This is a genomic window from Paenibacillus sp. sgz302190 (assembly GCF_059820445.1).
Genome location: NZ_JBZYAO010000002.1, coordinates 377,301 through 392,767 on the forward strand (window position 1 = coordinate 377,301; position 15,467 = coordinate 392,767).

The following is a 15,467-nucleotide window of genomic DNA, read 5'->3' on the forward strand; positions in this document are numbered from 1 at the left end:
CGCAAGCTCCGGATGTTCTACAAATCCGGCGGCAATTTTCTCGAGACGATGCCGGACCCGGCGTTCGTCCGCCAGTCACTGGAGGCAGTCGATGTCCGCGTCCATCAGGACATCATCCTCAACACCTCCACGCTCGTTGACGCGCGGGAGGCCGTAGTGGTGCTGCCCGCGATGACGCGCTACGAGCAGCCCGGAGGGGGCACGTCCACCTCGACGGAGCGGATGGTGTACTTCTCGCCGGAGATCGCCGGCCCCCGCATCGGTGAAGCCCGCGCGGAGTGGGCGATCTACGTCGATCTCGCCCGCCGCGTGAAGCCGGAAGCCGCTGCACGGCTCGGCTGCGGCAGCGCGGAGGCGATCCGCGCGGAAATTGCGGAGGCCGCGCCGAACTACGACGGCATCCAGCACCTGCGGGAGCGCGGCGACGTGTTCCAGTGGGGCGGCGCCTGGCTGTGCGAGGACGGCATCTGTCCGACGCCGGACGGCCGCGGCGCGCTGCTGCCGATCGTGCTGCCGGAGCTGCGCAAGCCGGAGGGGCATTTTTACGTGACGACGCGCCGCGGCAAACAGTTCAATTCGATGATATACAGCGATACGGACCCGTTCAACGACGCTGACAGGTATGATGTGCTGATGCATGACGCCGACGCGCGGGAGCTTGCTTTGGCGGAAGGCGAGGCCGTCGTCGTTTTTAACAGTTATGGCAGCATGCACGGCAGGTTGAAAACGGCAGCGGTGAAGCAGGGCAATATCGAGGTGCATTGGCCGGAAGGCAATTCGCTGATTCCCAAAGGCGTATATGAGCAGTACGCCGGCATACCGGAATATAATACGGCGGTCATTGTGGAAAAAGCGGAGACGTTCCACGCCCGCAAAGATACGCGTTATGTCGAAAAGCGCATTCAGGAGCTTGAAACGGAAATGGAGTGATGCGCATGGATCCGGAGCATGATGCCGCGGCGTCCGGTGGCGCCGGTCGGGCAGCTGCCACGACATGGCAGGTTTACCGCTATACGGGCGGCCCGGAGCTGATCGGCGAACCGGATGAGATCGCAGTGGAGGCCCCGCTCACGCTGAAGGTGGATGGAGAGGAGTTCGCCACGCTTGTCTGCACGCCGGTCGATGTAGTCGATCTGGTGACCGGTTTTTTGGCGTCGGAGGGTTTGATCCGGTTCGCGGACCAGATCGAGTCGCTGTCGCTCGACGAAGACCGCGGGTTCGCCCACGTCAAGCTGCGGCATAAGCACGAGCTGAGCCGCGACATGGCGTCGAAGCGCTGGATCGGATCGTGCTGCGGCAAGAGCCGGCAGTTTTATTTTCATAACGATGTGCGAACCGCCAAAACGGTGCGGACAAAGCTGCAGGTGTCCGTCCGGCAGTGCTTTCGGCTGATGAGCGAGCTGCAGGAGCGCTCCGGCGACTTTCGCGCGACGGGCGGCGTGCACAATGCCGCGCTTTGCACCGCGGACGAGCTGCTGCTGAGCAGAACGGACATCGGCAGGCACAACGCGCTGGACAAAATATACGGGCACTGCCTGAGAACCCGTCTCTCCGTCCGCGACAAGCTCATCGCTTTTAGCGGGCGCGTATCCTCGGAAGTTGCGCTGAAAGCAGCCAAAATCGGCGTCGGCCTGCTGCTCTCCAAGTCTGCGCCTACTGATTTGGCGCTGCGGTTGGCGCACGATTTGGGCATCACCGTGGTCGGTTTTATCCGCGGGCAGCAGTTGGCGGTTTACACGCATCCGCACCGGATCGTGGAATGGCACGAAGGCGACGCCGGAGGCTGATCATGGAGCGGGGGCGGCCGGCGGGTTTGATGGGGAAGGCGAGGCCGGAGGCTGGTCGGTGCACCTGGATCGGCCACTGGAATTTGCAGCGAAGGCGATGTTGGAAGCTGATTGGTACGCCTGGATCGGCCGCCGGTTTAGCGTCGAAGGTGATGCTGATAGCTGTTCGGTGCGCAGGGAGTAGCTGCTGGTTTGGCGCTGAAGCTGGCCAATGCTGGCTGCGAAGCGCCATGCTTCGCTTATTCGCGCCACGCGCAGCTCCCAGCGCGCGGTGTTGCGCTGCATGATGGCGATAGTGGCCCGCCAGCCGATCCGCCCGTTAGAGCAGGCTAATCAGTGGCAAATGTGCAAAAAACCTGCAATAGTCAGGCTTTTGCTCGTCATTATGCCAACTGCAAAAAATTCCTGCAAAAGTGCAGTTTTTTTATCGTACATTCGCGCTTAGACCCATTTTTATCGGGAATTCCTGCACAATTGCAGGCTTTTCGCCAAATTGAACTACTTTCATGGAAAAAGCCTGCGCTTTCGCAGGTTTTTCGTTTTACCAGGCCGTTTCACGATGGTTGCATCCTAAATAGCTGGCCCCCAACTGGCCGCCCCTAACAGGTGAACACGACTTTCGCGGACACTCAGACTCTCGCAGGTTTTCCGCCCTGCCGAGCCGTTTCACGAATGGCTATATCCCAAATAGCTGGCCCCCAACTAACCGCTCCAAGCAGAGTGAACGCGACTTTCGCGAACACGCAGATTCTCGCAGGTTTTCCGTCCTGCCAAGCCGTTTCACGAATGACTATATCCTGAATAGCCACCCCCCCAACTGACTACCCCAAGCAGGCGTCACGACTTTCGCGGACACTCAGACTCTCGCAGGTTTTTCCCGGCCGCCAAGCCGCCTCCCGAACGGCTGCGCCAATGGCTCCGCACACACCTTTGCTTGTCTAACCCCGCTTTCCGGCTGCCAAAAGAGAGCTCGCGACAAACCCCTTCTTTTTTATGTACCCGAACTGCCTCCCTTTTTGTGGGAAAAATTGTATTGTCTCCTTTCGCCGGATGTGCTAGATTCAAGCTATTGCATCTTCTTAGAAAATGCAGGAATTGGTAGAGTAGATTTTGCGCTTGTATGTTCATCAATGTCCAGCAATATGACGCCGGGAGAGGGAAACTACAATGGGGAAATGGAAAAGTATTGCAAAAAGAAGCTTAGTTTCGCTGGCGGCCGTCGTTTTGGTCGTTTCCTGGCTGGGCGCGGCGCCTTCCTATGCGGCGCAAAAATCCGAAGTGCCTAAAGTTGTCGAGCAAATGACGCCTTCCGTCGTTGCGATTATCGGCAAGCCGTCTTCGGATACGAACAAGGCGTGGGAGAAAAGCCGCTACAATTTGGCGCACGGTACGGGGGTTATCGTAGAGTCGAACGGAGTGATCGTTACGAACGCCCACGTCGTCAAGAATATGAAAAATATCGTTGTCGTCTCGTCGAACGGCACTACATACAACGGCCGCGCGACGAACATCGACGAGGAGAGCGACCTTGCGCTCGTCAAAATCGACGCCACCGGCCTGCCGGTCGCGAAGTTCGCCGATTCCTCATCGGATATTGAGGTCGGGGAAACTGTCGCCGCTATCGGTACGCCGATTTCTTTTGCCTTGCGCAACTCGGTGACCGTAGGCATCGTGAGCGGAATTGACCGGTCGGTCAATTCGCAGTATCAGCTCATTCAGACGGATGCCGCGATCAATCCGGGCAACAGCGGCGGCGCGCTGATCAACATGAACGGCGAAGTGATCGGGATCAACACGATGAAGTATGCGGAAATCGGCGTTGAGAATTTGGGCTTTGCGATTCCGATCGATACGGTGAAATATGTTTTGAATCATTTCAAGCTTTACGGCAAAGTTAAACGTCCTTATCTGGGCGTTGAATTGGAAGAGAGCTGGGAAGCGGTAGTCGGCCTGCCCAGTTCGACCGGCCTGCGTGTCGCCTATGTAGATCCCGATTCTCCTGCGGCCAAAGCGGGCATCAAACAGGACGATCTGGTCGAAAGCATCGGCAGCAGCCAGGTTAAAACGATGGTCGATTACAACGAGGCTTTGAAAAAATATTTGCCCGGCGACACCGTGAGCATTGCGGTCAAATCCGGCAATTCGTCGGTGACGAAGTCGATAACGCTCGGCGAAGCGCAAACCGAGGAGTCGCACGCGACCCAGGATGCGGACGGTTCCTATCTGGATGCCGACAGAGGCAAAACGAAGATCGGCGACAGCCATTTCGGCTGGTCGATGAAGTACCCCGCAGGGCTCGTTAAAAGCGAGCAATCGGATAACGGCGATTCCGTCAGCTTTGTGGATGCGAAGGGCGAATTTTATTTGTCCGTCGATGTGGAAAGCAACCTGAGCGACGAGCTGTCGCCTTCGGCCCTGCTTAGCAAGTTGGACGGCAGCGGCGATAAGAACTATGACGGCGCGACGATTTTGGAGAGGCAGTACGTCAAGCAGGACAATGTCTCCTACGCCAAAATCGTCGGCCGATCCGGAGAGGAAGGCTACGTTCAGACGCGGGGATATTTGCATCAGGGCAAACTGTACACGGTCAGACTATATGTAAGGAAGGCTCAGTATAACAACAGCTTCAAGCAAAACAGCTTCAACGATCTGCTCGACAGCTTCCAGCTTTCTTTTAACGGCAAAGATGAGTCGCTGAAGGACATCTCCGTCTATTCCGACGCCAATACATCGCACTCGAACGGGTACGGCTTGTCTTTCGACCTGCCGAGCGGCTGGGAAAAGAGCAGCTATTTGAGCGGCTCCTCCTTCTACAACGCGGACTACTCGCAAGTCGTTGCGGTGAGCGTGACTTCCGCATCGTCGGGGGATACGCTGAAGGCGTGGGTCGACCGGGAGCGCAAGCATTTTGAATCGCAGTTTGTGGCGGATTACCGCAAAATGGAACAACCTGTCGAGCTGACGCTGGCCGGCGTTCCCGCCTTGAAGGTCGCTTACTCGCAAACCTTCGGCAGCAAGTGGAATTCCGCTTACTCCTTGTATTTTATTAAGGATAAATACAAGTACGAGATCGATTTTACTTACCCGGAAGATGAGGACGAGGACGAAGTGAATAAGACGCTCAAGGCGCTCACGGCTTCGGCTAAAGTCGATAAAGGCCTGATGGATAAAGAGCTCGGTTTTATTCAGGATGTTAACGAACTGCTCGATCCGGACCGGACTGTAGCTTACAAGAACGACAAGTACAAGTACACGCTGCAAATTCCGGAAACATGGACCAATGGCAAATCTTACGACAAGAAGGAAGACGACCGTCAAAAATTCGTATTCACCGGCGGCAGCTTGTCGATCCAGGCCGATTCGAAAACAAGCTACGAGGATGCGGTGAAAGCCGAGGATGCGCTGCAGAAGAAAAACCATGACAACGACGGCGAATATAAATATGCGGATGAGGAAGTAACGCTGCCGGGCGGGGCGAAGGCGAAGAAATATGTCGTTCATTACGCGTTGAACAAAATGCCGTATCAGGAGACGATTTATATTTTCCGCCAAAACAATGTTACGTTCACGGCGATCCTGCACATTCGCGAGGCGGTTCGCACGGCGGAGAATGAAGCGCGGCTCAACAAAGCTTTCGATTCCATCAAGTTTTCGGACAAATAAACGGGCTGCATAAAAATCGCCCAACTGCCTCAATATAGCGGGTGTAGCGCAATTACACATGAGGAGGCAGTTATGGCCAGCCAAGATTCCAGTTTACAATCGCAAAATGTCGTCTCTTCCGCCCAGAACTCGGTGGACAACGTGCATAATGCGGTTTCCCGCGCGATGTCCCATCCGACCGAGCAGACGATCCGGGAAGCGCACAATGCGATCGAGCAGGCGGAAAGAGCGGTAGAACAGGCAAAAGCTCACCATAATCAACCGGCCGTAGAGCAAGCCGAGGCGGCGCTCCGGCAGGAACAATCAAGGCTGCAAAGCATGCAGTAACAGGCAAAAAAGCCCCTTATCCGCAGGGGCTTTTTTGCTGTCGGCCGGGGTGTGCCCCAAGGCCGGCCTTATTTGCGGTACAGCGGGTATCCCGGCTGTTCCGGCACATCGATGGCGACGACCCGCAGGCCGTCCGCGCCGCCTTTCAGCTCCAGCAGCCCGCCTCCGGCAGCAGGCTGCGCGACAGCGAAGTCCCCCCGCGCGAATGCGGGGGACGGGCTATCCCCGGCGGAGCCCGATCCGGCTCCGCGGATGACGAGGAAGGCGAGGCGCCGGCCTTCCTCCAGCTTGTACGCGTAGGCGGCTCCGTCCGCCAGCGCGATGTCGAAGACCTTCACGTCCGTCTCAAGACGGACGGGCGCTCCCGGACCGACGACGGTTTTCACGGTGACGCCGTCCTGCTCGACGCTCGGAAACTGCGCGTCGTCGTATTGATGATACGATGGCGGCTGTTTCACCGTTTGGCTCAAATGCGGCTCGAACCAGATTTGCAGCCCTTCGGCATTGCCGCCGCGAAACGCCTCGCCGTGATAAATGCCGGAGCCGGCCTGCATCACTTGAGCGCCGCCGGCTGCGACCGTCTGCCGCGTGCCGAGCGAATCCCGATGCTCGACGATGCCGTTAATGACGTACGTCATAATCTCAAAAGCTTTGTGAGGATGCATGTCGATCTCCGCATCTTCTACTGCGCGGCCCCAGGCCCAGTAAAACAGCGGACCTACCCGATCGACGGCCCCGCCCTCGCCGGGAAAATTCACCGGCCGCTGCTCGATGAATCTCCCTCCGTCAAACGCCCCGGAGCCCTGCTGCGATGGCGCATACACTTGAATGTTCATAAAGACACCGCCTCTCTTTTTTAGCTTTAAAATAATTATTAACTTACTATATATAAGTTATTATAAAATTTTTTTGCCCATTTGTCAAAATGCCACCCTTTCCCGGGTAAAAACGTCTTGACTTCACCTGGTGCAGTTACTACAATTTGTAGTGTAAGGGGTGTTTAAACCATGAAAATGCACAATTTTAAATATCAAGGCAGCGGATTGAGCAGGTTTTTCGGCCCGTTGGAAGCACGGATTATGGAGATTCTTTGGGACAGCTCCAAAGAGACGATGACGATCAAGGACGTCCACCGGAAGCTGGATCAGGAGAAGGCGCTCAGCTTCAACACGGTCATGACGGTCATGAACCGCCTCGTGGACAAAGGCATTCTCCGGAAGGAGCTGCAGGTGCGGTCTTTTGCGTACAGCCCGGTCCTGTCGCGGGAAGCGTTCATGGAGGCGCAGTCCAAGGAGCTTGCTTTTGATCTGATCGAAGAATTCGGCACCCTGGCGGTAACCCATATGGTCGATGCGCTCGACAAAGCGGACCCGCAGCTGCTGGATCAACTCGAGCAAAAAATAAAAGAATTGAAAAAGGAGAGATGATGCATGAGCGGGTCTCGTCCCAGATTCATGTTGTTCACGACCTTGTTGGCCGCGGGCTTTATTTTATGCCAGATGACATGCTATGCTCTGGGGCGCCTGATCGGATTCAAACCGTCTTTCAATCTGTTTGACCTTTGCGTGGTCATGTTTGAAGTTTTGCACGTCCCGGCGCACATCGCCTTTAATTCGGTCAACGTCCTGATTGTATACTCGTTCTCGGCTTTCTTGTGGATGCTCGCCAATCATGCATGGATCTCCGCAAAATCGGCGAAACAGCTGTCAGGCCGCGTGAACCCGGCGCTTACGTCCCGGTACGGCAGCGAATACCAGCTCGGCGCCGGGCAATTGAGCGTGATCTCGCATCCGGCTCCCGTAGCGCTGACGATGGGGTTGTGGAAGCCGCGCATCATTTTGTCGACGGGCCTGTTGGACATGCTGGACCCGGGCGAGCTTCATGCCGTGATCGAACATGAGAAATACCACCTCCGGCAGAGAGACCCGCTGGCGATTTTCGCCCTGGCCGTAAGCTCTGTCTCACTGTGGTATATCCCGATATTCAAATGGGTAGCCGATAAATATAAAATTATTATCGAGCTCAGGGCTGACAAGCACGCGATTTCGAAAATGGAGCACCCCGGCCACTTGGGCAGTGCACTCCTCAAATTGCTGAAGCAGGGGCAGGCTCCGCAAATGGCCATCTCGCACGCTTCGTTCGCAGAGACTTCGATGAACGTCCGCATCATGCACATTTTGAATCCGCAGATGCGCGTCTCGTTCAAACTCCCCGTGGTCAGATTGATCATTTCCGCCATTTCCGTCATCCTGCTGCTGGGGCTGATCTAGCGGCCGGCTGCGCTTGCCTATACGGGGCACCTTCGCGGGCAAGTGGTGCATAGACCCGGCGGCGGGCCACCTCCGAGGCGGCAGGTGCGAGGGGCAAGGCGGCCAAATGCATAGGCAGGGCCAGCGCAGGCAAAATCAAGCCGGCAAAAAGCCACGGGACACTCCGGCAAGCAGCACGGCCGGGCAAGGACTGTCGGGGGGATAACGGCCTCCAGGACAGTCCTTTTGCTCTAATGTTGCTTATCACGATTTTCGCCGAGCCTGCGCCGCCCGAAACTTGTACCTTCCAAAAGACGGTGGGGCTGTGTGTGAAGTGGCTGGAATGCCCGCAAAACCTGCTGCGAAAGTCAGACTGTCACCCCGGGGGCAGCACATGCAACTTTTACGAATAGGTCTGCACTTTCTGTTGCAGGCTTTTTGCGTTTCCGTGGAGCAAGCGTGGAGAAAACCTGCAAAAGTGCAGTTTTTTGCTCGTTGATGCGCCGGCCTCGAAGAATTCCTGCAAAAGCGCAGGCTTTTCATCGAACCCCGGGGCTTGGGGGCATTGCCACCGAAAATTCCTGCACAATCGCAGGCTTTACGCCGAAACAAGCGGCTTTCACGGAAAAAGCCTGCACTTTCGCAGGCTTTTTGCACTGCCGTGGAGCAAGCGTGGAGAAAACCTGCAAAAAGAAAGTGCAGCTTTTTGTCGGTCGCAGCGTCCATGCCGCTTCACGAATGGCTGCACCAAGCTCCCCTCCGACAACGTATTCGCCGGTTCCGCCTTTTTCGTCATTTCCAAGGGGAAATCTCAATATTCGACTTACAAAATTCGGCTTACAAATACAAATTTCTGGCTTAAACAAGAATATAGAGAAACTGTAAGTTCGTAGATTTCTATGTTGGTTTTAAGTCTCCAGACGGATAGAGAAGGGACAAGATTTTTTATAAAATGGAAATATAGTTATTTTATGGTGAAAAAGGAGTGTTTGGAATGGGGCGTATTCTTTTCATGAATGGCGGTGGTGAAGGTCACGTTAACCCAACCATCAGTGTGGTAAAGGAATTGGTTCAGAGGGGCCAAGAGGTCGTTTATTACACAACGGATCACTTCAGGGAACGGTTGGAGGCTGCTGGGGCGGAGGTCCGTACCTATGATTTTTTCCAAATTTACAAAGAATTCATACACAATGGTCCTCATATGCTGGCAAAGATCAATGGGCTGCTCAGTGCGACTCTGCTTTTGGTCCCGCAAGTGATGGAGCAAATAAAAGAGGAACATTTCGACGGTGTCGTACACGATTCAATGTTCGGCGGCGGCGGGGCGATTGCTCGCCTGCTTGGAGTGTCTGCGGTCAATTCCTGTACGACTTTCGCCTTTACGGAAAAATTTTTTGAAATGGTACCTATGTTTCTGAGTGTTCTGTCTGAAGCGGACGAAACGACCCTTTCAGAGTTTGAGCAGCTGTGTGCGGAGATTGAGCGAAAATTCGGCCATAAGATAACTTCGCCCTATGAAGGCTTTTTCAACCCGGAGCCGTTAAATGTCGTTTATACGTCCAGAGTGTTTCAGCCTCAAGGAGAGTCCTTTGATGAACGCTTCCGTTTCGTCGGACCCGCGGTTTCCGCCCGGCTTCCGCAAGGTGAGGTTCATTTCCCCGGATTGGAAGATTCCTCCGTTATTTACATTTCACTTGGAACAGCATTCAACAAGGATTTCAATTTTTATAGACTCTGCTTCGATGCGTTTGGCTGCTCTGAACATACCGTGATTCTCTCGGCCGGCCGGAATACTCCGATTGAATCTTTGGGTGAGATCCCTGGTAACTTCATTGTCAGGCCTTACGTTCCCCAACTGGAGGTTCTCTCCATGGCGCGGCTGTTCATTACACATGGCGGTATGAACAGCACGAACGAAGGACTGCTCCACGATGTGCCCTTGCTTGTCGTGCCGCAGGGGGCCGATCAGCCGATGGTTGCCCGACGCGTCGCCGAGCTAGGCGCAGGTATCTTCCTGGACAAAGATGGATTATCTGCGGATCAGCTTCGAGACGCGGCGCAACGGGTACTTGGCGACCCGTCTTATCTTGAGGCGGCACGCCGTATAGGCGCCTCTTTAAGAGAAAAAGATGCCGCCACAGAAGCAGCTGAGGCTATTATAAACTATTTCCTATGAAGCATAAGTATAGATAGTATTGATGATGCAAACAAAAATAGCCCAAAGGATTGTAATCCTTCGGGCTTATTTCATACAGACCGCCGCAGGCTATTCGCGCTTTTTCAGCTCCATTTCCTCCCGCGTATTCCGTTCCTCCCATAAAAACTCCGTATCGTAGTCCACCGAATCGCGGCGTATAAATCGGGCGATGCCGGCGATAACGCCCCCCGTCACCGCGGCAAATGCAACAATCCAGCCCATGAGCGCAAACACCTGATCAACCATCCGATCCCCTCCTTGCTTATATTGCATCCATATGCCGCATGTTTGTGAAACATGTGTGACATTTAAGGGACAAGAGGCGCAAATAATTATAGTCATATTCTCCAATTGACAGGTTCCAGTAAACGGTGTTAGAATCACCTCTGTAATGCAAAACATACAGCTTTTGGAAAGAGAGGGTTTCAGTATGAGTGGAATGGTTATGGATCATCTATACGATGAACTTGCACATAGCGGATCAAACCATACAACTTCATATCCTGTAACCCGACGAACAGTCCGCATGCATTGAGCTTATGTGCAGGCTGCTGCCGCATCCGTTCATACGTTTACACGAGCGCGGGTTACGAAGCAAGTTCGTAACGTGCGCTTTTTGATTTCTTGGAGGGCATATCGCTGCGTGCGGTGTGCCCAATTTGCGTTGTTGGAGACGGCAGGACCAGAACAGATGAAGTAATCGAAAGGAGCGAAGTGATAGATGTTTATCGTATTAAAGAAATTAAGCTGGTTTTTCCGCATGCAATGGAAGCGGTACACGCTGGCCGTGGGTCTGCTTATCATTGTCGGCATTATCGATGTGATTCCGCCCAAGCTGATCGGCTACGCCATTGACGGGATTCACATGGGCACGTTGACCGGCATGGAGCTGATCAAGCTGCTGCTCTTTTGGGGGACGCTGATTGTGCTCGGCTATGGGATGTCCTACGTATGGCTGTATCAGTTGTTCGGCGGGGCGTTTGTGCTGGAGCGCATTCTCCGCAACCGGCTGATGAGGCATTTGCTGCGGATGACGCCCACCTTTTACGAGCGCAACCGCACGGGCGATCTGATGGCGAGGGCGACGAACGACCTCCAGGCAGTGTCCGCGACAGCCGGGTTCGGCATTTTAACCTTTGTCGATTCCACTTTGTTTATGACTACGATTTTGTTCATGATGGGCTTTTTTATTAGTTGGAAGCTGACTTTGGCGGCGATTGTGCCGCTGCCGATTATGGCTGTTTGCATCACGATTTACGGCAGCCGCATTCATAGCCGGTTCATGAGCGCCCAGGATGCCTTCGGCCAGATGAACGACCGTGTGCTGGAGACGATTGCCGGCGTGCGGGTAATCCGCGCTTTCGTGCAGGAGACGGCAAGTCAGGAAAGCTTCAAAAAGATGACAGACGACGTCTACCGCAAAAACATCGCCGTAGCCCGCATCGACGCGCTCTTTGAGCCGACTGTGAAAATCCTCGTGGGGATCAGCTACCTCATCGGTTTGTGCTACGGCGCTTATATGGTGTTTCATAGCGAGTTGACGCTAGGGGAACTGGTATCCTTCAATACGTTTCTTGGCATGCTGATTTGGCCGATGTTTGCCATCGGCGAACTGATGAACATTATGCAGCGGGGGAACGCTTCGCTGGACCGCGTGAACGAGACGCTCGGCTACAAGCCGGACGTCAACAATACGCCTGCCGCGACGACGATGCTGGTGCCGTACTCGATCGTTTTCGATCAAGTGACATTCCGCTATCCTTCCTCATCGATCGATAACCTGGTCAACATTTCGCTGCGACTCCAGCGGGGGCAGACGCTCGGCATCGTTGGACGGACGGGAAGCGGCAAAACGACGCTGCTGAAACAGCTGCTCAGAGAATACCCGCTGGGCCAGGGGGGCATTTCCATTTCGGATACGCCGATCGAGCAATTGACCATTGAAACGCTCCATGGCTGGATTGGCTATGTGCCGCAGGAACCGATTCTTTTTTCCAAAACGGTAAAAGAGAACATCATGTTCGGCCGCGGTCAAGGAACCGAGGAGGAATTGAACAAGGCGCTGGAGCTGGCTGCGTTCCGCAAGGACGTGCAATTTCTCCCGGAAGGACTGAACACCCTCGTCGGGGAAAAAGGCGTCGCTCTGTCCGGCGGGCAGAAGCAGCGTGTATCGATTGCCAGAGCGCTTTTCGTCGATCCCGAGATTTTAATGCTCGATGACGCATTGTCGGCCGTCGACGCCAAAACCGAGGCGGAAATCATAAGCGGCATGCGCAGCGAGCGCGCAGGCAAAACGACGCTGATCACAACCCACCGTCTCTCCGCCGTGCAGCACGCCGACTGGATTGTAGTGTTGGATGAAGGATATATCGTCGAAGAGGGAACGCACGAGCAGCTTCTCGCGCTGGACGGCTGGTACAAGGAACAGTACGACCGCCAGCAGTTGGAAGCGCAAATCGGGTAATAATCGGATCAAGAGATAACATATCCTGAGTGAAAAGAAGGTGAGGCCCCATATGAGACATACGGGCAAGAGACTATTTCAATATGCCGCACTGTTCAAAAAACCGCTGCTTCTTGCGCTGCTGCTTTTGGCGGCGGCCGTATCGGCGGAACTGGCGGGTCCTTTTATCGCAAAACAGATGATCGACCGCCACATTCTCGGCATCGAGAAGCCGTGGTATGAAACGGAGTCGGCCATACAAACCGACAAGGCCGTTCCGTACAAAGGAACTTGGTACAAAAGAAGCGACAACTTCTCCGAGGGCGAAGCGCGCGGGAAAGAGATTCGCATTTTGCAGGCGGGCAGCCAGTTCGCGCTTATTGAGCAGCCGCTGCTTTTTGACGGGGCTCGCAAGCTGGAGAACGGCCGCCTCGTAGTGACGCAGGGCAGCCAGGTGGCCGACTATGCGGCCCAAAAGCTGAGCTTGCAGGAGCTGTACGCTTTCTACGCGCCCGAAATGCAGCGCCTTATGCAGCTCGCAGGGCTGTATTTCGGCCTTATCCTGCTGGGCGCGGTGTTTACGTACGGGGAGAAGTTTTTGCTGCAATCGGCGGCCAACCGCATTATCCAGCGCATGCGCGCGGACGTGTTCGCGCAAATCCAGCGGCTGCCGATCCAATATTTCGACAACCAGCCCGCAGGCAAAATCGTTTCCAGAATCACGAACGACACCGAGGCGGTGCGCGACTTGTACGTTCAGGTGCTGGCGAACTTTTTTACCGGCACGATTTATATCGTGGGCATTATTTCCGCCCTGTTCGTGCTGGACTACCGGCTTGCGCTGTTTACACTGCCGGTCATTCCGATGCTGTATGTATGGATTGTCGTGTACCGCAAGTTCGCGACCCGTTACAATCAGGAAATCCGCGAGCGGCTCAGCAGCATTAACGGTATGATCAACGAAGCGATTCAAGGCATGCCGATCATCCAGGCGTTCCGCAGGCAAAAGGAGACGCAGCGCGAATTCGAACAACTGAATGACGAGTATACGGATTATCAAAATAAAATGCTCAGCCTGAACTCTTACACTTCCCATAATTTGATGAATGTGATCCGCAACTTGTTCTTTTTCGGTTTGATCTGGCTTATCGGCGGCGGTGGCATGAACACGCTCATCTCGATCGGCGTGCTGTACGCGTTCGTTGATTATTTGAACCGGATGTTCCATCCGATGGTAGGTATTGTCAACCAGCTGCCCAATCTGGAAAAAGCCGTCGTATCCGCCGACCGCGTCTTTGAACTGCTCGACGAGCAGGGCGTTGACGTCGTTGACGGCAAGGCCGACCGGTACCTCGGCAACGTCAAGTTCGAGCATGTGCGCTTTGCTTACAAAGAGGGCGAGTACGTCCTCAAGGATATTTCCTTTGAGGCGAAGCAGGGCCAGACCGTCGCATTGGTCGGGCATACCGGCTCAGGCAAAAGCTCGATCCTGAACCTGCTGTTCCGCTTCTACGATGTGAAAGAGGGCCGTATTACGGTTGACGGCCGCGATGTGCGCGAGATGCCCAAACAGTTGCTGCGCCAGCACATGGGCATCGTGCTTCAGGACCCGTTCCTGTTCACCGGCACGATTGCGTCCAACATCAGCCTGGACGATCCGGCCATCAGCCGGGAACGGGTCGAGCAGGCGCTGCGCGATGTGGGCGCCGCGGAGATGTTTGCGGCTCTGCCGGGCGGCATCGACGAGCCGGTGATCGAGAAAGGCAGCACGCTGTCGGCCGGCCAGCGGCAGCTGATCAGCTTCGCCCGGGCGCTGGCGTTCGACCCGGCGATTCTGATTCTCGATGAGGCGACCGCCAGCATCGATACGGAGACCGAGGCCGTCATTCAGGCCGCGCTCGATGTGTTGAAGAAGGGGCGGACCACCTTCATCATTGCGCACCGGCTGTCGACGATCAAGAACGCCGACCTGATTCTTGTGCTCGACCATGGCGAGATCGTCGAGCAGGGCAGCCATGACGAGCTGATGCGCCAGCTCGGCCGTTATTACCAGATGTACCAGCTGCAGCAGGGACATCTGGAAACCGCCGTCGCCGCCGAGCAAGCGGAGAGCGGCGTATAGCCGGCCGCCGATGCTCCGGGCGGCGGACACCCACCGGCCGTCCGTTTAAAGACGGCCGGTTGGGAGTATGCTACAATGGAAGGGCATACCATCCCATTGGGGAACGGGGGAACGAAGATGCGTTCTGATACGCTTCGCCTTTTGAACCTGATTCAACTGATTTCGGAAATCGGCATTGCGGCGGGTTATTTGATCGGGCTCATTCCTTTTATGTATTTGTGGTCCTATACGTGGGTCATCCCGCTGGTATTCGTCAGTCTGGTTCTTGCCTGGCTAGCGGGCAACGGCACGACGAACACGGCGATTGCCAACGTCGTGCTGTCTTTCCTCAGCTTTATACCTGTCGTAGGTTACTTGTTCCGCATCGTCGGCATCGTAATCTCCTGGATCAATATTCGCGCAATAACCGGCGGCGGTGGCAGAAGGTACTGACCGGCACGACTGGCCTCCAATCATTCCCCGGAGTGCCCGTGAAAGTAACGACGCCGCGCGCAGCTCCCAGCGCGCGGTGTTGCGCTGTATGGCGGCAGTCGGTGGGGACAGCCGCAGCCATTCGCGAAGTGGCTTGGCCACTCGAAAAACCTGCGAAAGTGGAGCGACCAAGCATAGGTCGAGTGAGGTAGCAGGTGGGAACCCTGCTTGGAAAGGTGTTAGCCACATCACCAATAACGAGTCTTGG

Annotated in this window: 13 protein-coding genes; 11 read left to right on the forward strand and 2 right to left on the reverse strand. The window is 55.2% G+C overall.

What is annotated here, in order from left to right; translation table 11 throughout:
• From AC6RNO_RS05150 to AC6RNO_RS05165, 4 genes are all read left to right on the forward strand, one after another.
• On the forward strand, positions 1-930 hold a 930-nt coding region (locus AC6RNO_RS05150; RefSeq protein ID WP_497104829.1), incomplete at its 5' end, for a molybdopterin dinucleotide binding domain-containing protein.
• A gap of 5 nt (positions 931-935) precedes the next feature.
• Entirely contained in the window at positions 936-1,787 is an 852-nt protein-coding gene (fdhD, locus tag AC6RNO_RS05155; protein ID WP_497104830.1) for a formate dehydrogenase accessory sulfurtransferase FdhD, read from the forward strand.
• Positions 1,788-2,954: 1,167 nt separating this feature from the next.
• Entirely contained in the window at positions 2,955-5,450 is a 2,496-nt protein-coding gene (locus AC6RNO_RS05160; protein ID WP_497104831.1) for a trypsin-like peptidase domain-containing protein, read from the forward strand.
• Between the two features lie 72 nt (positions 5,451-5,522).
• Positions 5,523-5,777, forward strand: a complete 255-nt coding sequence (locus AC6RNO_RS05165) for a hypothetical protein (protein WP_474685013.1) — start codon at positions 5,523-5,525, stop codon at positions 5,775-5,777.
• A 68-nt stretch (positions 5,778-5,845) separates the two neighbouring features.
• On the opposite strand, the gene AC6RNO_RS05170 is transcribed toward AC6RNO_RS05165, so the two are convergent.
• A complete protein-coding gene (locus AC6RNO_RS05170) occupies positions 5,846-6,613 on the reverse strand; it encodes a pirin family protein (RefSeq protein ID WP_497104832.1) in 768 nt (255 codons plus the stop codon).
• Positions 6,614-6,784: 171 nt separating this feature from the next.
• On the opposite strand from AC6RNO_RS05170, the gene AC6RNO_RS05175 reads away from it, so the two are divergent.
• The 4 genes from AC6RNO_RS05175 (at position 6,785) to AC6RNO_RS05190 (ending at position 10,202) form a co-directional block, all read left to right on the forward strand.
• Positions 6,785-7,204 carry a BlaI/MecI/CopY family transcriptional regulator gene (locus AC6RNO_RS05175; protein WP_474685015.1) on the forward strand — a complete coding sequence of 140 codons (420 nt, stop codon included), beginning with the start codon at positions 6,785-6,787 and terminating at the stop codon, positions 7,202-7,204.
• Positions 7,205-7,207: 3 nt separating this feature from the next.
• Positions 7,208-8,047, forward strand: coding sequence for a M56 family metallopeptidase (locus tag AC6RNO_RS05180; protein ID WP_474685016.1), 840 nt, complete (start codon positions 7,208-7,210; stop codon positions 8,045-8,047).
• 438 nt (positions 8,048-8,485) lie between these two features.
• Positions 8,486-8,911, forward strand: a complete 426-nt coding sequence (locus AC6RNO_RS05185; protein ID WP_497104833.1) for a hypothetical protein — start codon at positions 8,486-8,488, stop codon at positions 8,909-8,911.
• A gap of 109 nt (positions 8,912-9,020) precedes the next feature.
• The gene (locus AC6RNO_RS05190) at positions 9,021-10,202 is read left to right on the forward strand and encodes a macrolide family glycosyltransferase (protein ID WP_497104834.1); all 1,182 of its coding nucleotides are present in this window, start codon (positions 9,021-9,023) and stop codon (positions 10,200-10,202) included.
• A gap of 90 nt (positions 10,203-10,292) precedes the next feature.
• Here the strand turns inward: AC6RNO_RS05190 and AC6RNO_RS05195 are convergent, their stop codons facing one another.
• Positions 10,293-10,469, reverse strand: coding sequence for a hypothetical protein (locus tag AC6RNO_RS05195; RefSeq protein WP_474685018.1), 177 nt, complete (start codon positions 10,467-10,469; stop codon positions 10,293-10,295).
• A 475-nt stretch (positions 10,470-10,944) separates the two neighbouring features.
• Between AC6RNO_RS05195 and AC6RNO_RS05200 the strand changes: the two genes are divergently transcribed.
• From AC6RNO_RS05200 to AC6RNO_RS05210, 3 genes are all read left to right on the forward strand, one after another.
• Positions 10,945-12,687, forward strand: a complete 1,743-nt coding sequence (locus tag AC6RNO_RS05200) for an ABC transporter ATP-binding protein (RefSeq protein WP_474685019.1) — start codon at positions 10,945-10,947, stop codon at positions 12,685-12,687.
• A 52-nt stretch (positions 12,688-12,739) separates the two neighbouring features.
• Complete coding sequence (locus AC6RNO_RS05205) at positions 12,740-14,788, forward strand: ABC transporter ATP-binding protein (RefSeq protein WP_488434994.1); 2,049 nt, start codon at positions 12,740-12,742, stop codon at positions 14,786-14,788.
• A 75-nt stretch (positions 14,789-14,863) separates the two neighbouring features.
• Entirely contained in the window at positions 14,864-15,220 is a 357-nt protein-coding gene (locus AC6RNO_RS05210; RefSeq protein WP_488434993.1) for a hypothetical protein, read from the forward strand.
• Positions 15,221-15,467: the final 247 nt, after the last annotated feature.